The following is a 21,418-nucleotide window of genomic DNA, read 5'->3' as shown; positions in this document are numbered from 1 at the left end:
CGCGCACCATGGGCTCGGGGGATCTCATGGGGCTGGGAATAGTGGGCTGGGGCAATATGGGGCGGGGGTAGAAGTCGCGAGGTCCGGACTCCTAGGCACTCCGGACCTCGCACTTTTCTAGACGCAAGCGACATCGCGCCGCCGGCTGGCTGAGCCGCGCGGCGCGATGTCTTTTGGAGACCGCGATTGGCTTGATACCGTCGCCTGCACCTGGGAAACGCAGACCTAACGCTTCGGCTTGGGCAGTACCATTCGGCCCCGCGAGGCAATATCGCCCCATCTGGCGGACCAAACGACCTCCGAGGCGGGGGATCGCTCCGCTCGCTCGCCCCGCGTTCCCTGCAGCGCGAACAAGGCTCCTTGAGGATCGACGCAGCGTGCTATCCAGCAGCCATCAGGCAATTCGATTGGCCCCTGGAGGACGCGCCCCCCTCCGGCATTCACCTGCCCCGTGGCCACGCCGATGTCATCGACATTGATGTAGTACAGCCAACACGGCTGCGTCACGCTTGGCAGCTTGGTGAGCATGCCGCCGATCGTCTGCCCGCCGACCGAAAACAATTGATACAAGTCCGCTGGACCGGTCTCGGCAGAAGCCTCCCGCCAGCCAAACAGCCTGCCGTAGAAATCGAAGATATCTCTCCGGTTCGACGCCAGCAGTTCGTGCCAGCCCACGCGCCCCGGCCCGTCCAGGCCAATCGGCTTTCGATCCCGATGTGCCGGTACCGTGACAAGCGCGAAGGTCGCTCCTTGGGGATCGGCCACGACCGCAATCCGGCCAATATTGCTGTCAGTCGGCGGCACAAGGACAGCCCCTCCGAGGCGCTTGATCTGCGCCGCTGCCGCTTCGATGTCATCGACGGCGACGTAGCCGACCCATCTCGGGGTGGCCCCCAATTGCAACGCCTCTTCCGGCAGCTCCATGAATCCGCCGATCGGCGTATCGCCGGCCGACACCTCAGTATAGGCCAGCGACGAAGTCGACGTATCCTTCGCGCCCCAGCCAACAACCCTGAGATAGAAGTCGCGTGCCGCGGCAACGTTCGTCGTCAGGAGCTCGTACCAGGCAAACCGTCCGAGCTGATCGGCCACGATCATGCCTCCAACCGACGACGATTGCGGCACTGCACGGAGCGACATTCTTCGCCGTGCGCGCCATGGTGGCGAGCCGTCGAAGCGATCTGCGAGGGTCTGACGCCGAATCCGTTCATGAACATGAATTCAATCTGAACGAGAAATCGCCTTTTGGAGTGCAGGCGAATCTTGCCTGCGTGAACTCCCCGGCGTAGGATTTATTTATCCGGGGCGAAGCGTTCGGAGGATGCGACCATGCCGCATATGAAGCAAGCTTCCAAGAAAAAGCGAGTAGCTAAGGCCGCCGTACCGGCATTGGGAGCGGCTGGTTTGACTTTTTCGCTGGCCGGAACTGCGTCGGCAGCGGCTGTCCCGACGAGCGACGTTCAGCAGAGAACGAACTTTTCTCCTGGACAGGCGATCACACTCGACGAAGAAGAAATCGCCGACGTCAGCCTCGCCACCTTCCATCTCTTTGACAAGGAAGCCGTGGGCGACCGCGTGCAGGTCGCTTGGCGCGGATGCGGCGGTTGTCGCGGATGCAGAGGTTGTCGGGCCTGCCGGGGCTGCCGATGTGGCGTCGGTTGCCGATGCGCGGGCTGTGCTGTGGTGGGATGCGCCGTCGTCTCATGCGCAGGTTGCTGCGCATCATGGGGCCGCTGCCGCTGGTGCTAGGCCACGCTTTCTGATCGTGTTTCGACGACACCGAGATGAGGTTGGCCGGGTGCGAGATCGACCCGGCCAATTTCTCGTTATCGTTTCCAAGGTGGCAAGCAACAGGGCCCGCGCGCTGACCTGATGACAACGAATCGCAAGACCCGCGTTGCGCGGCAGGCCAGCAAGGACATTCTGCGATTTGCACCGAACTTCACTGCCTATGTCCTGCCTCCCGGTGCAGTCTGCCTCTATTCCGAGAACCGCAAGTTCTTCCTGCACGGCGAGCTCTACTGTGCGCTGGCCACCGCGATCGGGCAGCATGGCAGGGCCAGGCAAGAGATCGTTCGCCAACTTTCGAAGCGCTTCCCGGCCGACAAGATCGATGAAGCGATCAAGCGGCTGCTCGATCGCCGATATGTCGTTGCGCGAGCGTCGCAGGCATTTGATGACGCCGTCGCCGGATACTGGGCGAGCCTCGGCCTGTCGCCGGAACTCGCGGAACAGAATCTTCGCAATTGCCCCGTGCGCATCGTGTCGATCGATGTGAAAGGCGCGAGGGAATTGACCGCGGCGCTGAGCAGACTCGGCGTTCAAATCGCCAAGCGCTCACCGAAGCTCACGATCACACTGGTGAACGATTATCTCGATCGGCGGCTGGCCGAGATGAACGAGGAGCACGTGGCCGACAAGACGCCATGGCTGCTGGTGCAACCGTCCGGTGTATTCCCGCTGGTGGGGCCTGTGTTCGGATCTGGCGAGACGGCCTGCTGGACCTGCCTGTTCGACCGCATGATACGCAATCGGGAGATCAGGGGGTTTCTTGACCGGGTACCGGCGCGTGCGGTCGCCGTATCCCCACTGGTCAACGAGAGCGTCGGACGGACCGCAATCCATTTCGCAGCCATCGAGATCGCCAAGGCAATCGCCTCGGGCTTTCGCACCGATTTGCGCGATCACATCGCAAGCTTCGACCTGACCGGCGCCGCCATCGCCAAGCACTACGTCGCGCGTCGGCCGCAATGTCCCAGCTGCGGCAGCAAGAAGCTCACCAATCCACGCAGGGCCCCGACGCCGGTCGAGATTGCCGAAGGCAAGAAGCTCGTCATGACCAGTGGCGGATATCGCACCGTGACGTCTCGGGCGACGGTGTCGCGCTTCCGCAAGCATGTCAGTCCGCTGACCGGCGTGGTGACGCGACTCGAGCGGATCGAGGCCGATCTGCCGATGAACACCAATTACTTCGCTCAACACAATTTTTCGGCGCCGGCCCACAGCATCGACCAGCTCAGGTCGGGTTTGAGCGGCGGCAGTTTCGGCAAGGGCTCGACCGCCGAACAGGGCGAGGCGAGCGCGCTGATGGAGTCGATTGAACGCTATTCCGGCATTTTCCAGGGCGATGAGATCAGGACGACGCGGCGCTTCGCCGATTTCGCGCCCGGCGATGCCCTTCTCCCAAATGACGTCCAGTTCTTCAGCGAAAATCAGTTCAAGACCAGGTTTCTCCAGCAGCCGGATGATTCACATCCGGTTCCTGAGCCGTTCGATCCCGCGGCCAGGACCGAGTGGTCCCCGGTCTGGTCATTGCGCGACAAGCGCTTCAAGTATCTTCCGACCGGCCTGCTCTACTTTTTCTATGGCGGCTTCCATACCGATTCCAACGGCTGCGCGGCCGGCAACACCCGTGATGAAGCCATCGTTCAAGGCTTCCTCGAACTGGTCGAACGCGATTCCTATGCGATCTGGTGGTACAACCGCCTGCACCGCGCCGAACTCGACCTCAACCAGTTCGACGATTCCTATGTCCGGGATATGCAGACCCAGTTCGCCGATGCCGGACGCCGGCTCTGGGTGCTCGACATCACGAGCGATCTCGGCATTCCCACCTACGTCGCGATCATGCACTGGATGCAGAACGGCCACGAGAATATCGAGTTCGGATCCGGCGCGCATTTCGATCGACGCATTGCACTGCTGCGCTCCCTCACCGAACTGACGCAGTTCATGGCCGTCGGAATGATGGACGGCGCGAGCGGTGAGAAGGCGTCGCTTGACGGTGTCAAGCCGCTGCGGCTGGAGGAATACCCGTTCCTCGTCCCGAGCGACAAGCCGATCATTCCCCCCGCGCCAGGGATCACGCTTCACGGCAACACGCGCGACCAGGTCAATGCGTGCGTCGAGATTGCAACGCAAGCCGGCTACGATTTCCTCGTGCTCGACCAGACGCGACCCGACGTCGAGGTCCCCGTCGTCAGGGTGCTCGTTCCCGGCCTGCGGCACTTCTATCGACGCTTCGCGCCGGGCAGGCTTTACGATGTACCAGTGAAGCTCGGCTTGTTGGATCGCCCACGGCTGGAAAGCGAACTCACTCCGTTCCTTCCACACACCTGACGGCAGGTCTTTCGTGCGCGCGCCCCGGAAAAAGCCAACCAAGACAATCGTGCCAGTCCTTGCCGTCAGGCTGAACGGCTTTTTTTCCCTTCAAATCCAGGCGGATGGAGGCATTGCTGCCGCGGTGGACGACTATTCGGTCAACCTTGGGTATTACAGCGCGGTCGCGATGGACCGGGCGCAAGATCTGACCACCGGCTTGCAGCTTGCGTTCCTTGCCGGCAAGAGCACTGTGGCCAGGGAAGTCGACGTCCTCGTACGCCGGCTGGCGCGACACGGGCTTCTTGAATATCGCCTCTTCTCCCCGCGCGGCGCGCAGGACCTCGTGGTCATCGAGCCCCAGATCCCGGAGTACTGGCCGCAACGCGCAAGGCTTGGCAACGCCGATACCGTGGTGTTGTCGCGCTTTGCCTATCTGCGCCGACGCGGCAACGACATGGTGCTGGAATCGCCGCGTGCCGGCGCGCTGTTCCGGATCTGCGATCCCGCCATCGCCGCCACCCTCGCCGAGCTGTCGCGCCCGCAGAAGATCAGCGGGCTACGCCGTCACACGGGCCGCTTCAACCTCGAATTGCTCGAGCTGCTCCTGGATAGCCAGATCCTGTTCAAGCTCGATGCCAAGATGGGCGATGGCCTGCGGGTGAACGAAGGCGACGGCAATCTGGTGCTCTGGGATTTCCACGATCTGGTATTTCACACCCGGAGCACGGAAGGCCGGCAAGCCAATCCGCTTGGCGGTGCCTTCGCCTACGCGGACGTTGTTTCACCGCTGCCTGCGGTGCGTCCGTCCTGGTCGGGCAAGAAGATCGACCTGGAGACATTCTCCACCCGGGAGCCGACCTCCGCATTCGCAAAGCTGCTGCACGAACGCCACTCAACCCGCGATTTCGACGACGAGCATCCGATTACACTCGCCGAACTTGCACGGTTTCTCGACATGACGGCCCGCGTCCTGTCGCAATGGACGAGCGGCGGGGATTTTGGCGCCGGTCCGGAACTCGCTTACAGCACGAGGCCCTATCCGGCGGCGGGCAGTGCCTACGAGCTGGAATTGTACCTGACGGTTGCGAACTGCGAGGGGCTTGCGCAGGGGCTCTACCACTACGACGCAGGCGGTCACGCACTGGTCGCAATCGGCGATGCTTCCGCCCAGCACCTCCAGGCACTTTCGGCGGCGGCTCAGTTTGCGATGGACGCAGCCGGCCCGGCGCAGGTCCTGATCACGATCGCCGCGCGCTTTGGCAGGATCTCCTGGAAATACAGCGCCATCGCCTATTCGCTGATCCTGAAGGACGTCGGCACGTTGATCCAGACATTCTACCTGGCAGCGACCGATATGGGCCTTGGCGGCTGCGCGATCGGCAGCATCAACATCGATCTGTTTGCGAAGATGACGGGGATCGAATTCCATGTCGAAGGCCCGGTCGGTCAATTCGCGCTCGGGCGCGGCAGGAAAGCGGAAGCTCCAGGTTAGAGCGTCCCCGTCGCGCGGCTACATCGGATCCTTCAACGTCAGCTTCGCCGTGAACGTCACGCTGGTCTTGCCGACCAGCGCCATGCCGTCGACTTCGGCACCGCCGGCCGAATAGTCGCCGGAGAACCCGCAGGTCACCTCCCTGCCCCCGAATGCCAGGGACTTGCCGACCGCTTCGGTGTGCTGGTTGACCGTCATCTCGCCGCGCCACTTGCCGTTCCTGAAGGTGTAGTGGCCGGTGTAGTAGAAAAAGCTGTCGCCGCCCATGATCCGGCCGTCGGACAGCACGACCACGCCTTTGGCCTGGCCGCGCTTGCCCTCGCGCATCTCGATCTCGAAGATGTAGAGGCCGTTGACGACCTTGTTCTTGTCGTCCGCGTCCGGCCCGTCCCCGGCCGACATCAGCCCGTCTCCCTCAACAGGTTCGCTCGCTCATTTCGGCACGTTGCGCTCGAGGTCCTCGAGCCAGGCGACCGCGCTCGCATCCGACGGCGCGCGCCAATCGCCGCGCGGCGACAGCGAACCGCCCGACGAAACTTTCGGACCGTTCGGCATCGCCGAGCGCTTGAACTGGCTGAAAGCGAAGAAGCGGCGCAAAAACACCTCGAGCCAGTGGCGGATATCGGCGAGCGCATAGGCGCGGCGTCGGTCGTTCGGGAACGCCGGCGGCCACTCGCCGCCTGCAACGTCGCGCCAGGCATGCAGCGCCATGAAGGCGATCTTGGACGGACGCATCCCGTAGCGCAGCGTGTAGAACAGGTTGAAGTCCTGGAGCTCGTAGGGCCCGATCGCGGCCTCCGTGCTCTGCGGCTTCTCGCCGGGCTTGGCCGGAACGAGCTCAGGCGAAATCTCGGCGACCAGAATCGATCCCAGCGTCCGGTTGACGTCGTCGCCGAACTGTTTCGATGCGATCACCCAGCGGATCAGGTGCTGGATCAGCGTTTTTGGCACGCCGGCATTGACGTTGTAGTGCGCCATCTGGTCGCCGACGCCATAGGTGCACCAGCCGAGCGCGAGCTCCGACAGGTCGCCGGTGCCGATCACGATGCCGCCGTGATGATTGGCCAGGCGGAACAAATAGTCGGTGCGCAGGCCCGCCTGCACGTTCTCGAAGGTGATGTCGTAGACCGCCTCGCCCTTGCCGAAGGGATGGCCGATGTCCTTGAGCATCTGCGTGGCGGTGGTGCGGATGTCGAGCTCCTGCGAGGTCGTCTCGAGCGACTTCATCAGGGCCAGCGCATAGGTCTTGCTCTCGCTGCCGGTGGCAAAGCCCGGCATCGTGTAAGCGAGGATGTTGCTGCGCGGCAGACCGAGCAGATCGACCGCCTTGGCAGCGACGATCAAGGCGTGGGTGGAGTCTAGCCCGCCCGACACGCCGATCACGACGCGCTTCACGCCGGTTGCGCGCATGCGCTGCACGAGGCCGGCGACCTGGATGTTGTAGGCCTCGTAGCAGTCCTGCTCCAACAGGTGCTCATCGCTCGGCACGAAGGGAAAGCGCTCGACCTTGCGCAAGAATCCGATGTCGGCGAGCGGCGGCTTTAGCGCAAAAGTCACCTTGCGGAACATCGGTTCGCGCTGCCGGCGATTGTCGTCGAACGTGCCCATCAAGGCGCGCTCCTGCCGCAACAAATCGAGATCGATATCGGCGAGCGTCATCTGCCCGCCCTGCCGGAAACGCTCGCCCTCGGCCAAGAGCGCGCCGTTCTCGTAGATCGAGGTCTGGCCGTCCCAGGCGAGGTCGGTCGTGGACTCGCCCGCGCCCGCGGCCGCATAGACGTAGGCCGCCAGGCACCGCGCCGACGTCGACTGGCAGAGCAGCGCACGCGAGCGGGCGCGGCCGATCGTGATCGGGCTTCCCGACAGGTTGATCAGCACGGTCGCACCGGCCAGCGCGAGCTCGGAGGCCGGCGTCACCGGGATCCACATATCCTCGCAGATCTCGACGCCGATCGTGAGACCGGCGACGTCCTCGGCCTCGAACAGCAGGTCCGTTCCGAACGGCGCGTGGAGCGCGCCGATCGCGATCGTCTCGCTGACGATTCCGGCGCCAGAGGCAAAGTGGCGCCCCTCGTAGAATTCGCGATAGCTCGGCAAATAGGTCTTGGGCACGACGCCGAGAATGCGGCCACGATGGATCGCGACGGCGCAATTGTAGATGCGGGCGCCGAAGCGCAGCGGCGCACCGACGATCAGCACTGTCATCAATGCGCTCGACGCCTCGACGATCGTGGCGAGCCCCCGCTCCACGGCATCGAGCAGCGGATCCTGCTTGACGAGATCTTCGATCGCGTAGCCCGACAGGCACAGTTCGGGGAAGACGGCGACCGCCACCGACTGATCGTGGCAGGCACTGGCCGCGGTCAGCACGGCCTGCGCATTGGCCGAGGGATCGGCCACGTGCGAGGTCGTCACGCAGGCCGCCACGCGCGCAAATCCATGACGGTAGATCGAGTGGAAGCTCATCAAACCCAGGGCCTTTTATTCGACTGATAGGACCGACTTCGGCCGGTTCCCGTTGCGACCCATTCTTAGCCGATTGATGTGGGTCAATGCACCCTATTCGCCGTCATGCATAATGAATTTGCTAAACATCCTCCCTACTCTGTTCTGGCCGCCGCGACCGAAATGTCCGGCGGCCTCTTTTTCGGTGGAGAGTCGATCGTTGGCGAGTATTTGCCCCTACCGCGTGCGTTCGGCCCGCAGTGTTTCGAATAGGGCCACGATCTCCTCCACCTGATGGCTGGCAAGTCGGGGATTGGGCATGTTCCGGTTCGGCCCGATAAAGCGATGGCCTGACGTCAGGAGCTGCCTGAGCGCATCAGTGGAGAACGACGGGCTCCTTGCCAGATCGGGGAAACTTGGCGCCGGAAAGCGCGAGTCCGGCTGATCGTTCGGCCTGTCGGACACCAGGTGGCAATTGCCGCAGATCGAATGCGCGAGCCCGCGCGCCTCCGCGATCTGGTCGACGAAGAGCTGATCGGTGAAGGGCGACGAGGTTGGCACCTGGAGGGTGATGAAGCCGCGCCCTTCGGCGCGGTGGCAGGCATTGCAGGCGTTGGTCAGCTCGCCATAGGCCTTTGTGAATCTCGGGACGTCCCGGGCATCAATGGCGCTGCGCAATGCCTGCACGGCGCTCCGATCGACGCCCGCGGCCGGCGACGTCGTACGCTGCAGCCCGGCTTCGATCTGGTCGAGCTCGTAAGCTGCAAGCGGCCAGTTGCTGAGACGCCCGGCGGACCACAATTTGATGTGCTGGAACTGCATGGCGACCATCAGGTCCGACAGTGCCTTGCCGTCGCGCGGCTCGGCCTGTCCCGCCGCCCGCGACAGCGAAACGATGACCAGCGCTAATGCGATGAGAAGCACTCGCAGTCTCATGGCGCCTCCGCACGCAGTCTACGGCGGCGGATGGCCCCAAGGACTTGACGCTGATCAAGAGCGACCGCGCGAAGCCAATGATTGCTCAGGCCCTACGCGCCAGCACGCCCGGCAGCTCGGCTTGCAGCCATTCCGCGATCCGCGGCCACGCATGGGCGTGCGTCTTCGCGCCCATGAACAGGCCGAGATGATCGCTCGGCTCGGAGGCCGCGGCGATCAAGGCCGGCGGCGTGCCGACGAGGTGGGCGGTCGCCAGCGCCTGGACCGCCGGCACCACCTCGTCGTCGAGGCCCGCCAGCAGGAAGACCGGCGCTTTCACGTCCTTCAAATCGACCTTTCGGCCGAGCGCCGTGAATTCGCCGGCTGCGATCCGGTTCTCGCGAAAGATCCAGTTCACGATCTGGAGATAGTAGGTGCCGGGCAGGTTCAACGTCTCTGCGTTCCACTGGTCGAAGCGCGCCAGCAGTTCCGGCCCGCCCGTGTCCGACAAGCTCCGTTGCAACGCTACCTCGATGTCATGCGGGCTCAACCTGCGCGACCAGAATTGCAGCATCTCCTCGCCGCTGACATTGCCACCGCCGCGCGCCACGAGCTGGTCGTACACGGCTTCCGGCGCGTTGCGCGCGAGCCGCGACAACGATGAGTCGATCGAGAGGTCAACGGGGGCGCCGGCCAGCACCAGCCGGCGCACCTTCGCTGGAAAGCGCGCCGCATAGAGCAGCGACAGCCAGCCGCCCTGGCAGAGGCCGACGAGATCGACGGGCGCGCCGATCTCGTCGATCGCGACGTTGAGATCGCCGAGATAGCTGTCGATCGAGAGATAGCGCATCTCGGGCGAAGCGGAGCGCCAGTCCGCGAGATAGACGCGATCGACGCCGGCGCCCTGCAGCGACTGCACGACGCTGTGTCCGGGCGCGAAATCGGCGATCACGGCCCGGTGCAGCGCATAGGGCGCGCAAATCAGGGCGGGCTGGCCGGATCGGCGCGTCGAACAATCGCGCAGGCGCATCGTCGGCAATTCCAGCGCGACGGTGTTGGCCGTGGTCCAGGCGAGCGTCGATTCGCCCGGCTCCGGGGCGCCGCGATCGAACCACGACAGCCAGGACTCCATCGCCAGCCTGGCCGCCTCGAACGGCCACGAGAGCGGATCGTTGGAGCGGCCCGATCCCGTCGGCGGCGTCGGATTGTCGGTCTGTCCTGCCAAACCTTGCCTCAATCGTTCACAACAGTGCTTCAAAGCCGACCACGGCAATGCCGAGCGCCTTGAAGCTCTTGTGGGTCGCCGCGATAGAGCCGTCGAGGTCGATGCCGCGGCAGGCATCCTCGACAACGACAACCTCGAGTCCGGCCTTGCGGGCGTCCTCAGCCGAATAGCGGACGCAAAAATCGAGCGCGAGGCCGGCAACGAATACCGTCTTCAACTCGCGCTCGTGCAGATATCCGAGCAGCCCCGTCGGCGTCTTGCGGTCGTTCTCATAGAACGCGGAATAGGAATCGATGCCGCGGCGAAATCCCTTGCGCACCACCAGGCTCGGCCCGACGATGTCGAGGTCGCGATGGAATTCGGCCCCGGCCGATCCCTGCACGCAATGCGTTGGCCACAGCACCTGGGTGCCATAGTCCAGCTCGACCGTCTCGAACGGCCGCCTCGCGGCGTGGTTGGCGGCAAAGGACACGTGATCGCGGGGGTGCCAGTCCTGCGTCAGCACCACATTGGCAAATCGCTGCGCGATGCGGTTGATGGCGGGCACGACCTTCTCGCCGCCAGGGACGGCCAGGGCGCCGCCGGTGCAAAAGTCGTTCTGGACGTCGATCGCGAGCAGGACGTCGCGGCCGGAAATCTTCATCCTTGACCCTCAATCCTCGTCTTTTTCCTTGGCCCTCTCTGGCAAAGCCTGACGACCTGCAATGTCGATCTTCCCGTGCCACTTCGCAACCGCCTCCCCGGCAAGACTGGCCGACCCGCCCCGCATGCGTCCTTGTGCTGCATCAATAGGCAACTGAGCGGACGGCCGCGACCGGCCCGCGCAACGGTTCGGCCCCATCGGCGTTGTCGCTGCGGTCGGCGGATTCCCAAGGCATCCCGCCGATGCTATGCGGACTGGATTGCGGTGACGCACACAAGGGGTTCCGTGCAGGCATGAGTGACAGCAGGACGAGAGGTTGCGCCTTGCTCGCCGACATAGGCGGCACCAACGCGCGTTTCGCGATGGTCGAGGACGGCGTCGTCGGACCCGTCACCTATGTGAAGGTCGCGGATTTTCCGACCGTCAAGGATGCGGTCGCGGACGTGCTCTCCCGGAGCGTTCTGTCCGCGCCGGTCAAAACGGCTGTTCTCGCGGTCGCCGGACCGGTCGAGAACAATCGCTGCGTCATGACCAACAGCCCCTGGATCATCGACGGCGCCGAGCTCCAGCCGGCCTTTGCCTTCGACACGGTCCATGTCCTCAACGATTTCGAGGTGCTGGCCTGGTCGCTGCCGGCCTTGCAGCCGGCCGACCTGCTTCCGCTCGGCGGCAAGGCCGGCGTGTCAGGGGCGCCGATGCTGGTGCTTGGCCCGGGAACGGGCTTTGGCGCCTCGTGCCTCGTCGAGCGCAACGGCGCCCGCATCGCCGTGATCACCGAGGCCGGTCACGCCACCCTGCCCCCGGAAACGGAGCGCGAGGAGCAGGTGGTCGATCGCATGCGGAAGCGCCTTGGCTTCGTCTGCATCGAACGGGGAGCACTGTCGGGCGCCGGCTTGCAGAACCTGTACGAGGCGCTTGCGGAGGTCGAAGGCATTCCCGCGCCGAAACGCGACGCCGCCGGCATCACGACCGCGGCGCTCGACGGGAGCTGCAAGCTCAGCCACGCCGCGCTCGAGATGTTCTGCGGCCTGCTCGGGTCCGTCGCCGGCAATCTGGCCCTGACCTTTTGCGCCCGCGGCGGCGTCTATATCGCCGGCGGTATCGTGCCGCGCTTTCCAAAATTCCTCGCTGCCTCGGACTTTCGCAAGCGATTCGAAGCCAAGGGAAGTTTTGAGGGCTACCTTCGCAACATCCCGACCAGCCTGGTCGTGAAGCCCGATGCGAGCTTTGAGGGCCTGAAAGCTTTTTCCGATCATCACACGGCGTAAGCGACCGGTTGCTGCGACACCGCGCGGCCGCGCAATTCACAACTCATTGCCGCGACCGCATCCCCAAACGTGAGTTCCATCTTGCCTACCGCCACGGGTTGAGGAAGAATTCTTCCGTCGTGGCGTTGCGTGCGGGGGCGTTGCATGCGTAAACCAGATATCGGATTTGACTATCATCGTTATCACCAGCTCCTGACCGAAGCTGACGATGACGACAAGCGCATGGCCTTGATCGAGCTCCTGATCGCCGAAAAGGCCAAGGATCGGCTGGCCGCGCAGCGGGCCTCCGACCGTGCCGCAATGACGGCCCAGACCATCGCCAAGGTGCTCGGCACGACGCGCAATTGACGAGCCTCGATCTCGCTGATGGTGCCGCGGTCCGCCCGCGAGTCTCCGCAGCGATTGCGATTCCGTTAAGGCTCTCTGGCAAGCTCGCGTCAAACTTTTTGCTCTAGGAGTTCCCTCACCTGATGCAATTCAGGGGCAACAAAGGGGGGTACTGACATGAGCATGATTTCTCTGGCCGCGATGCCGGCCGCCGCTGAATCTCGTAGCATTGACCAGTCGTTCAAGACGCTGCTGCTGTTCTGCTGCGTCGGCCTGGTTGCGTCCTTCGGCGTGATGGCCGCGGGCGTCGATCTGAGCGCCTTCATCGGCTAAGACGCCGTAACTTATCCATCGAATGGCCGCCCCTCGGGCGGCCATTCGTGTTTGTGGTTCAGCCCGCAAACAGGGTTACTGGTTGCTGAAAGCCTTTCAGCAAATGCTCGCGGCCGCTCCCCCCGACCATGTCGCCGGTACGGTCCTTCACCGCCTGCGTCACCATGATCTCGCCGGATCCGGCCGCGGCCTGCGCGCGCGCCGCGCGGTTCACCACCGTTCCGACCGCGGTCAGATCGCGATGGGTGTTGCCGAACTCGCCAAAATTGGTTTCTCCGCTGTCAACGCCGATCCCGATGCCGAGCTCGTGGCCGCCGGCACCGATGGCGCGGGCAAGCTCCTCGCGCCGGCGGCTGAAGCGCGCCTGGATGTCACGGGCGGCGAGCAGCGCCTGCACCGCATGATCGGAATGCTTCACCGGAAAATTGAAGATCGCAAACACGGCATCGCCGATCGTCTTGTTCAGGAGACCGTCATAGCGCCAGATCGCCGCTGCGCAGTCATCATAGAAGGCATCGAGCAGCGACGTCAGTTCCGCCTGTGCAAGCGTCTGGGTCAACGCCGTGTAGCCGCGCAAATCCGCAAACACGATGGTCGCGTCGATGGTGACGGCGCGGGCCTTCATCACCCGTGAAAACGCCATCTCGCAGATGGTGCAGGTGTTCGGGTTCATCCGGCTCGGTCTGATACCGAACAGGCGGAACGGCGCCGACAACGGCCCGCGCAAGGGGATCGGCACACTCAGGTTCTGCCAACAACCCAGGCAGATGGTGGCGGGCTCCGAAGTCATGGGCAGGCGCCTTGGCTAATCCAATCCCGACATCGGCAAGCTAGCACTATCGGTGTCGGCGGCGCAGGAAATTCGTCCGCGCCGGGGAGTCAGCGCCCGCCCTGCCCGTCGATGAAAGCGAGGCCGATCCGGTTCTTCTGGATCCAGATCACCCGGCAGTCGTGAACGGACGAATCCTTCGCCAGGACCAGCCGGAAGCGTTGCGGGACGAAGGCGGGATTGTCGACGTCGATAGCGGCTCCTGCCGGCGAGATGTTGCGAACCACGCAGCTCATCACCGAGCCGCCGGATGACACATAGGCCAGCTCTTCGATTTCGACGCGCGGGTACTTTCGCTTGTCGTCCATCCGCCTTTTGCCTCGTTCCCTTGAACGATAGTCAGAATGCCTAAACGAATTGCACACGCCCGGCGTTGCACCGGGTCAATCCATTGTGCGATGCGGCGCGCCTTGCACTGCAACGACGGGCAAGCTCACCACGCGTAGCGGACGACGCCCTTGCCGGCATAGGAGCGCGTGACGATCCGATTGAAGCACCTCAGCAAACGCGTGCTGCTGGCGCTTGGCGAGCTCATCGATGCGAAGACGTATCCGCTCATCCGCGGGTCGGCTGTCGCCCGGATGCTGCGTGTAGAATCACCACGGGTTCCCGACAAGGTCGCAAGTCGGCCATAAGTCAGGCGCGATCCGGTCCGCTTTTCTTCAACTTCGCGTGACGAATTGGGCGGGCCGCGCCGCTGCGGCAGGATAGCCGGGCGCCGAGCCTTCCACCTACCCCAGGGCAAGGTGGCCCGGCTATTCGCGGCGCGGCTCGCCGATGCCAATGCGCCGGACCGATTCAGCCGGACGAGTCGCGCGGGACGCGCGCGATCGTCCGATTCGCCTTGTCCGCTAAAGCATGATCCGGAAAAGTGCGCAGCGGTTTTCCCGCGCGACAAACGCGGAACGCGTTTGCGCGGAGATCATGCTCAAACAAAGAACTAAAGCGCGATGACGATTCAACCTAAAGCCATCGCGCTTTAGTCGAGCCCGCGCTCGTGGCTGAGCCGCACCATCTCCTGGATGAAGACCTGCTTCTGCTTGTCGTCCAGGCTCGAAAACAGCGGCTCGGCGGCGTCGGCGACGTTGCGCTGATCGGCGGCGCGGTCGATCAGGAACTGCGCCTCGTTGCGCATCTGCTCGATGATGTCGTCGGGCGGATCGCGCTTGGCGCGCGCCACCCGCAGGTTGAGCCGCTCTGCACCATTATGGCCGAGGTAGTGCATGGCGCTGGAGAAGCCGTACCAGTGCTTCTCCTGGTCGGGCGTGAGGTTCAGCTCGGTCTTGATACGCTCGATATAGGCGTCGCTGTTGGCAACGAGTTGCTCGGCCGTGACCTGGGGCGCGCCGTTCTGGGTCAGCACGGTGACGTCCTTGTCCTTGCCGCCCTTGGCAGCCTTGCTGGAGTCCTTGGCGCCCTTCCCGGACTTGTCCTTGGTGCCGTCCTTGGCGCTCTTGGAATCCCCGCTCTTGGAATCCCCGCTCTTGGCGTCCGCGTTCTTGCCGCCCTTGCTCGCGTCCTTGGCATCCTTGCTGGCGTCCTTGCCCGCCGGCGCCTGGTTGTTGTTGCCGACCCCCAGCACACCGGTGAACACACCGACCACGCCGCCGATGGCACCGCCGAGCACGCCGCCGACGGGGCCGGCCGCCTTGTTGCCGGCCGCCGCGCCGTCCTGCACGCCCTTGACCAGGCCTTGCGCGTTGGCAACGGCGGCGGCGCCCAACAATAGCGCCACCATTGACCCGAGCGCGAACCATCGTCGCAGGCGAAGCGGCGAGCGCTGCGTCGGGTTGATCATTCTCGTCTCCATCTTCGATCTGCTTGGTCTGATTGGATTGTCTGCTGGCAGGAGTCTGCCTGGTTGGAACTCTAGCGTTGCCGCCGCGCCCAGGTCTAGGCGCGTGTCCAGGCACGCGCGAACCTGTCCACGCCTGAAAAGCGTTTCAGGCGAAGCGGTTATGAAGGCTTATTCGAAACTGCGGCGTAATTGCGTAGGGATCGTCGGCCCGGCTGTCGCACCCACCGTGTGCGTCGCAAAAGGATGTGCTTCGGTTCACCGCTGCTGAATCGCTGCACACAACGTTAGTTCTAGATGCGCGCGTTTTGGATTTCTCGACAGACGCAATCAATTCTGCTCTGATCGCGCTACCAATTCTCCGCGCCTCACGTGACCGGCTGCGCGAGGCGATGGCACGAAAAAGCAAGAACCGGCACGAAAAACAAGAACCAGGGAACGGTACCAAAGAAGAGCAAACAATAAACAACCAGAGCGAGGAAACGAGATGTCACGCAAGAAACTGACGCGACGACAATTTGTTGCCGCAACTGCGATGTCCTCCGCGGCGCTGATCACCGCGCCCTATGTGCGCGGCGCCTATGCCGCCGGCAAGCTCTCGATCGGCTTCTGGGACCATTGGGTACCCGACGCCAACAAGACCTCCACCGATCTCGTCAACGAATGGGCAGCGAAGGAGAAGGTCGAGGTTTCCATCGACTACATCACCAGCAACAACAAGAAGATCGAGTTGACCGTCGCGGCCGAAGCGCAGGCGAAGTCCGGTCACGATATTCTTCAGATGTACACCTGGTGGCCGCACGCCTACTCCGAACAGCTCGAGCCGGTGAACGACGTCGTGGAGCCGGCGATCAAGCAGAACGGTGAAGTGAACGGCACCGTGAAATATCTCGGACAGGCTGCGGGAAAATGGCTTGCAGTACCCGCTACCCCAGGGAGCCAGATCAAGGGGCCCTGCACGCGCATCGATCTGATGAAGAAATACGCGGGCATCGACGTCCAGGAAATGTACCCTGCGGGCGCGCCGCCGAAGGCCGACAATTGGACGATGGAGACATTCCTGAAGGCCGCGGAAGCCTGCCAGAAGGGCGGCTTTCCCTTCGGCATCGGCCTCGGCGAAACCACCGACAGCGTCGACACGGCGGGCGCGATCTTCCAGTCGTTCGGCGCCGAACTCGTCAACGCCAAGGGCGAGCCCACAGTGAAGACCGATCAGGTCCGTCAGGCACTCGAATATTACAAGAAGCTGATCGCCTTCCTGCCACCGGACGCGCCATCCTGGGACGACGCCTCGAATAACAAATGGCTGATCTCCGGCCGCGGCGCCCTCATCATGAATCCGCCGAGCGCCTGGGCGGTGGCCAAGCGCGACGCACCGCAGGTCGCCGAGCAATGCTGGACGCACGGCTTTCCGGCCGGCCCGAAAGGCCGCTTTGCGCCCTATCTACCGTACTATTGGGGCCTCTGGAACTTCTCCAAGAACAAGGAAGCGGCCAAGAGCCTGCTCACCCATTTGTCGCAGGCGTCGTCGATCGAGAAGTTCGTCTCTGCCAGCGGCGGCTACGACCTGCCCGCCTATGCGAACATGACGACGTTGAAGACGTGGGCCGAGGTAGAGCCGCCGAAAGGAACGCTCTATCACTATCCCAACCCCTACAATCATCAGACGCTGTCGATTGCGGCCTCTCCTGCACCGCCAAAGATCGCCCAGCAGATCTACGCACAGGCGATCCTGACCAAGATGGCGCTCCGCTTTGCGCAGGGAGAGAAGATGGAGACCACGCTCGCCTGGGCCGAGGGCGAGTGCGAAGGCTTCATGCGAACCTGAACCGGGATGTGTCACGGCGGTTCACGCCTCCGGCGTGAGCCGCCAGGACAATCCGCCGTTCGATGTATGATCCGATGAGCCGACCGAGCGGCCGGCTTCGCGAACAGACATTCTGCAAGGAAGGTTCGGTCATGGCTGAGGTCGTCGTTCAGCATAGTCGCGCCGCTCGCACAACGAGGGCACGCAAAGGCGGGAGCCTGCACAATGCGTTGAGGCGAAAATCGACCGTGGCGTTTTTCCTGACGCTGCCGCTGATCCTGCTGATCGCGTTGCTCGTGCTCTACCCTGCCCTTTACTCGGTTCACCTGTCGACGCTGAACAAGTCGATGCAGAAGTTCGTCGGCTTCGGCAATTTCACCTTCCTGTTCAAGCGCGAAACGTTCTGGATGGTGGTGAAGCAATCCTGCATCTTCGCGATAACGGCCGTCATCTTCAAAGCGCTGATCGGCTTCATCGTCGCGCACTTCGTTCACAACATTCCCGCCAAGGGGCAGCGCAAATGGCGCGGCATGCTGCTGGTGCCCTGGGTCATCCCGCCGGCAATGAGCACGCTGGCCTGGCTCTGGCTGTTCGACCCCTCCTACAGTGCGTTCAACTACACGCTCTCCTTCTTCGGCATCGGTCCCATTCCCTGGCTTGGCGACGCCGCCTGGGCGCGCTTCTCCGTCATTCTCGTCAATGTCTGGTATGGCGCGCCGTTCTTCATGATCATGTACCTGGCGGCGCTGAAATCGGTGCCCGATCAGCTCTACGAGGCGGCCGCGATCGACGGCGCCAATTGGTGGCAGCGCATCTGGTACGTGACGCTGCCGATGATGCGCAACATCATTGCGATCACGACGCTGTTCTCGCTGATCGTCACCTTCGCCAATTTCGACATCGTGCGCATCCTGACCTCGGGTGGCCCGCTCGACCAGACCCAGATCTTTGCAACCTACGCATTCCGGGTCGGCATCGAGAGCAGCGACATTCCGCTCGGCGCCAGCGTCTCGCTATTCATGGTCCCAATCCTCGCCGTCGCGGCCATCTTCATCCTGCGCGACGTCTCCAAACGCGGGAATGAAGCCTGATGAGCACGGTCGCAATCGACAAGGCTGGCCCCCGGCGCAACGTCAAATACGGCAGCATGAGCCGAGACCGCGCGTGGGCGCTGCGCTGGTCCTATTTCTTCCTGGTGCTGTTTGCGATCTTTTCGCTGACGCCGCCGCTCTACATGCTGATCACCTCGCTGAAGACTAGCGCGGAAATCTCGGCGGCCACCAACCCGTGGTGGGTTTTCCATCCGACGCTAGCAAACTACGTCGAGTTGCTGACATCCAACCAATTCCTCCGTTTCTTCTGGAATTCGGCCATGGTGTCGATCGTGGTGGTGATCGTCACCATGGTGATCAGCATCCCTGCTGCATTTGCGCTGGCGCGGATGAAGTTCTGGGGCTCGGCGACGCTGGCGACCGGCGTCTTCCTGACCTACCTGGTCCCGGACAGCCTGCTGTTCATCCCGCTCTTCAAGGTGTTCGCGACCGTTCAGGAGTGGACGGGGATCCCGCTTCTCAACAGATGGTATGTGCTGCTGTTCATCTATCCGACGCTGACGGTTCCGTTCTGCACCTGGATCATGATCGGCTACTTTGCCTCGATCCCCAAGGAGCTGGACGAGGCCGCCATCATCGACGGCGCGTCCTGGCTCCAGACGCTGACGCGGATTTTCATTCCGGTCGCCCTGCCGGGGCTTATCGCCGCGACCATCTTCGCTTTCACCGTGTCCTGGGCGCAGTTCCTCTATCCCCTGGTGTTCACGACATCAGTGGACCAGTTCGTTCTCCCCGTGGGGATCACCACCACCCTGATCAAGGGCGACGTCTTCAACTGGGGACAGATCATGAGCGGCGCCCTGCTCGGCGCAGCACCACCGCTGATTATCTACGCCTTCCTGATGGACTATTACATTGCCGGCCTGACCGCCGGCGCGACAAAGGGTTGATTCTCATGGCTGACGTTGCGTTACGGAAGGTGGTCAAGCGCTACGACGACGTCGAGGCGGTGCGCGGCATCGACCTCGATATCGCCGACCATGAGTTCATCGTGCTGGTCGGCCCGTCCGGCTGCGGCAAGTCGACGACGCTGCGCATGATCGCAGGGCTCGAGGACATCAGCGACGGCGATATCCTGATCGGCGGCGACGTCGTCAACGACGTGCCGCCCAAGGATCGCGACATCGCGATGGTGTTCCAGAACTACGCGCTCTACCCGCACATGACGGTCGCCGAGAACATGTCGTTCGGCCTCAGGCTGAAGCACTATCCGAAGGCTGAGATCAAGGCGCGGGTGACGGAGGCCGCGCGCCTGCTCGACATCACCGACCTGATCGACCGCAAGCCGAAGCAGCTCTCCGGCGGCCAGCGCCAGCGCGTGGCGATGGGCCGCGCCATCGTGCGCAACCCAAAAGTCTTCCTGTTCGACGAGCCGCTGTCCAATCTCGACGCAAAGCTGCGCGTGCAGATGCGGATCGAGATCAAGAAGGTGCACCAGAAGGTGCGCACCACGACGGTCTACGTCACCCACGACCAGGTCGAGGCGATGACGCTGGCGGACCGCGTCGTGGTCATGAACAAGGGCTGCATCGAGCAGATCGGCACGCCCAACGAGCTCTACCACAAGCCGGCGACGCGCTTCGTCGCGGGCTTCATCGGCTCACCGGCGATGAATTTCATCCCGTGCCGGCTCGAGGACACCGGCGGCAAGCTCAATCTGCGCCTGACCGACCGCATCTCGTTTGCGCTGCCGCCCTCGCGCGCGGCCCGCTACAACGCGCTCGCCCGCACCGACAGACTGCTGCTCGGAATCCGGCCCGAGCACATCACCGAGTCGCACGCGCATCTAGAGCCCGGCGTCGAGACATTCGACACCATGCTCGATGTCACCGAGCCGATGGGCATGGAGACGCTGGTCTACTTTGGGCTCGACGGGGCGCCCGTCTGCGGCCGGGTCAATCCCAATGCCGGCGCCAGGGACGGAGCACCCATGCGTTTGGCGATGGACCTCAACAATATGCACCTGCTAAACGAGGCGACCGGCATCGTGTTGTAGAGGCCGGACAAGACACTTCGATCAGGCAGGGGATTATGGCAACCAACAAGAAGAAGATTTTCGTCACGCAGACTTTGTCGCGAGGCGCACGCGCCCTTCTCACCCAGCGGGATGATATCGAGCTCGTCGAATTCCCCAATCTGATCTCGACGCCTGATTTCCAGACCATGCTGAGGGAGCACGCGCCCGTCCATGGTGTGGCCCTCGGGGCCACCAGGTTCGGCGAGCCCGAGCTCGAGGCATCCAGGGACATGAAGGTGGTGACGCGGATCGGCGTCGGCTACGACGCGGTCGACGTTACGGCCCTGTCCCGCCGCAAGGTGCCGCTGCTGGTTGCGGGCACCGCGAACTCGCCCTCAGTGGCCGAGCAGGCGCTGTTCATGATGCTCACCCTCGCCAAGCGCGCGCAGGAGATGCATGCCTGCGTCACCGACGGCAAATGGGCCGACCGGCTCGGCATGCTGCCCTTCGACCTCTACGGCAAGACCGTGCTGATCATCGGCTTCGGCCGCATCGGCTCGCGCACGGCCAAGCGCTGCCTGGCGATGGAAATGAACGTGCTGGTGTTCGATCCCTACAAGAGCGCGGATGACATCAGGGCGGCCGGCTGCGAGGTGGTCAGCGACCTCGACGCAGCGCTGCCCCGCGCCGATTTCGTCACCCTCCACTGCCCGAAGACGCCGGAGACGGTCGGCCTGTTCAATGCCGCGCGGATCGGGTCGATGAAGCCGACCGCCTATCTCGTCAACACCGCACGCGGCGGCATCGTCGACGAGAAGGCGCTGCACGCAGCGCTGGTGTCCGGCAAGATCGCCGGCGCCGGCCTCGACGTGTTCGAGCAGGAGCCGCCGCCGGTCGGGCACGCCCTGTTCGCGCTGCCCAACGTGATCACCGCGCCGCATGTCGCCGGCGTCACCGTCGAGGCCGTCGATCGCATGAGCGAGCAGACCGCGCGCAATATCCTGAGCGTGCTCGACGGCGATCCGATCCGGGTCAACGTGATCAATCAGGACGTGCTGGGCTGATGCCGCGCCGGAGGTCGCGGGCGCCCATCCGCCCGCCGCCTCGGTAAGGACAGGAACCGTCCCATTTTGGTGCAAATCGGGCCCAAACTCAGCCTTAATCCAAAG

Annotated in this window: 19 protein-coding genes; 10 read left to right on the top strand and 9 right to left on the bottom strand. The window is 63.6% G+C overall.

Annotated features, from left to right (window positions below; all coding sequences use genetic code 11):
- Positions 1-225 precede the first annotated feature (225 nt).
- On the bottom strand, positions 226-1,098 hold the full coding sequence (locus JQ632_RS02330; protein ID WP_249151245.1) for a VOC family protein: 873 nt from the start codon (positions 1,096-1,098) through the stop codon (positions 226-228).
- A 774-nt stretch (positions 1,099-1,872) separates the two neighbouring features.
- On the opposite strand from JQ632_RS02330, the gene JQ632_RS02325 reads away from it, so the two are divergent.
- On the top strand, positions 1,873-4,119 hold the full coding sequence (locus JQ632_RS02325) for a TOMM precursor leader peptide-binding protein (RefSeq protein ID WP_212400656.1): 2,247 nt from the start codon (positions 1,873-1,875) through the stop codon (positions 4,117-4,119).
- Between the two features lie 49 nt (positions 4,120-4,168).
- Positions 4,169-5,593, top strand: coding sequence for a SagB family peptide dehydrogenase (locus JQ632_RS02320; protein WP_409363464.1), 1,425 nt, complete (start codon positions 4,169-4,171; stop codon positions 5,591-5,593).
- A gap of 18 nt (positions 5,594-5,611) precedes the next feature.
- On the opposite strand, the gene JQ632_RS02315 is transcribed toward JQ632_RS02320, so the two are convergent.
- The 5 genes from JQ632_RS02315 to pncA all read right to left on the bottom strand — a co-directional run bounded on the left by JQ632_RS02315 (position 5,612) and on the right by pncA (position 10,821).
- Complete coding sequence (locus JQ632_RS02315) at positions 5,612-5,995, bottom strand: GrlR family regulatory protein (RefSeq protein ID WP_212400655.1); 384 nt, start codon at positions 5,993-5,995, stop codon at positions 5,612-5,614.
- Positions 5,996-6,025: 30 nt separating this feature from the next.
- On the bottom strand, positions 6,026-8,059 hold the full coding sequence (locus tag JQ632_RS02310; RefSeq protein ID WP_212400654.1) for an NAD(+) synthase: 2,034 nt from the start codon (positions 8,057-8,059) through the stop codon (positions 6,026-6,028).
- Between the two features lie 216 nt (positions 8,060-8,275).
- A complete protein-coding gene (locus JQ632_RS02305) occupies positions 8,276-8,974 on the bottom strand; it encodes a hypothetical protein (RefSeq protein WP_212400653.1) in 699 nt (232 codons plus the stop codon).
- An 85-nt stretch (positions 8,975-9,059) separates the two neighbouring features.
- Entirely contained in the window at positions 9,060-10,085 is a 1,026-nt protein-coding gene (locus JQ632_RS02300; RefSeq protein ID WP_249151278.1) for an alpha/beta fold hydrolase, read from the bottom strand.
- A 109-nt stretch (positions 10,086-10,194) separates the two neighbouring features.
- The gene (pncA, locus tag JQ632_RS02295; protein WP_212400652.1) at positions 10,195-10,821 is read right to left on the bottom strand and encodes a bifunctional nicotinamidase/pyrazinamidase; all 627 of its coding nucleotides are present in this window, start codon (positions 10,819-10,821) and stop codon (positions 10,195-10,197) included.
- Positions 10,822-11,114: 293 nt separating this feature from the next.
- Here pncA and glk point away from each other — a divergent pair, with 293 nt between their 5' ends.
- The 3 genes from glk (at position 11,115) to JQ632_RS02280 (ending at position 12,749) form a co-directional block, all read left to right on the top strand.
- Entirely contained in the window at positions 11,115-12,089 is a 975-nt protein-coding gene (gene glk / locus JQ632_RS02290; protein ID WP_212400651.1) for a glucokinase, read from the top strand.
- Positions 12,090-12,233: 144 nt separating this feature from the next.
- Entirely contained in the window at positions 12,234-12,437 is a 204-nt protein-coding gene (locus JQ632_RS02285) for a hypothetical protein (RefSeq protein WP_212400650.1), read from the top strand.
- Positions 12,438-12,593: 156 nt separating this feature from the next.
- Complete coding sequence (locus tag JQ632_RS02280) at positions 12,594-12,749, top strand: hypothetical protein (RefSeq protein WP_212400649.1); 156 nt, start codon at positions 12,594-12,596, stop codon at positions 12,747-12,749.
- Between the two features lie 58 nt (positions 12,750-12,807).
- On the opposite strand, the gene JQ632_RS02275 is transcribed toward JQ632_RS02280, so the two are convergent.
- The 3 genes from JQ632_RS02275 to JQ632_RS02265 form a co-directional block, all read right to left on the bottom strand.
- Positions 12,808-13,539, bottom strand: a complete 732-nt coding sequence (locus JQ632_RS02275; RefSeq protein WP_212400648.1) for an adenylate/guanylate cyclase domain-containing protein — start codon at positions 13,537-13,539, stop codon at positions 12,808-12,810.
- Positions 13,540-13,628: 89 nt separating this feature from the next.
- Positions 13,629-13,886 (bottom strand): PilZ domain-containing protein, encoded by a 258-nt coding sequence (locus JQ632_RS02270; RefSeq protein ID WP_212400647.1) that lies wholly within the window; start codon positions 13,884-13,886, stop codon positions 13,629-13,631.
- A gap of 671 nt (positions 13,887-14,557) precedes the next feature.
- Positions 14,558-15,376 (bottom strand): Spy/CpxP family protein refolding chaperone, encoded by an 819-nt coding sequence (locus JQ632_RS02265; protein WP_212400646.1) that lies wholly within the window; start codon positions 15,374-15,376, stop codon positions 14,558-14,560.
- Positions 15,377-15,860: 484 nt separating this feature from the next.
- Here JQ632_RS02265 and JQ632_RS02260 point away from each other — a divergent pair, with 484 nt between their 5' ends.
- The 5 genes from JQ632_RS02260 (at position 15,861) to JQ632_RS02240 (ending at position 21,313) form a co-directional block, all read left to right on the top strand.
- Positions 15,861-17,201 carry an ABC transporter substrate-binding protein gene (locus tag JQ632_RS02260; protein WP_212400645.1) on the top strand — a complete coding sequence of 447 codons (1,341 nt, stop codon included), beginning with the start codon at positions 15,861-15,863 and terminating at the stop codon, positions 17,199-17,201.
- Between the two features lie 131 nt (positions 17,202-17,332).
- Positions 17,333-18,271 (top strand): carbohydrate ABC transporter permease, encoded by a 939-nt coding sequence (locus JQ632_RS02255; protein WP_212400644.1) that lies wholly within the window; start codon positions 17,333-17,335, stop codon positions 18,269-18,271.
- Positions 18,271-19,182: a carbohydrate ABC transporter permease gene (locus tag JQ632_RS02250; protein ID WP_212400643.1), complete on the top strand. Its 912-nt coding sequence runs from the start codon at positions 18,271-18,273 to the stop codon at positions 19,180-19,182. The genes JQ632_RS02255 and JQ632_RS02250 overlap by 1 nt, the downstream gene beginning before the upstream one ends.
- 5 nt (positions 19,183-19,187) lie before the next feature.
- Positions 19,188-20,288, top strand: coding sequence for an ABC transporter ATP-binding protein (locus JQ632_RS02245; protein ID WP_212400642.1), 1,101 nt, complete (start codon positions 19,188-19,190; stop codon positions 20,286-20,288).
- A 35-nt stretch (positions 20,289-20,323) separates the two neighbouring features.
- Positions 20,324-21,313, top strand: coding sequence for a hydroxyacid dehydrogenase (locus JQ632_RS02240; RefSeq protein WP_212400641.1), 990 nt, complete (start codon positions 20,324-20,326; stop codon positions 21,311-21,313).
- Positions 21,314-21,418 lie beyond the last annotated feature (105 nt).

The organism is Bradyrhizobium liaoningense, assembly GCF_018130955.1.
Classification (GTDB): domain Bacteria; phylum Pseudomonadota; class Alphaproteobacteria; order Rhizobiales; family Xanthobacteraceae; genus Bradyrhizobium; species Bradyrhizobium liaoningense_C.
The sequence above is the reverse complement of the archived record's forward strand: the minus strand, read 5'-3'. Positions and strand labels throughout refer to the sequence as shown.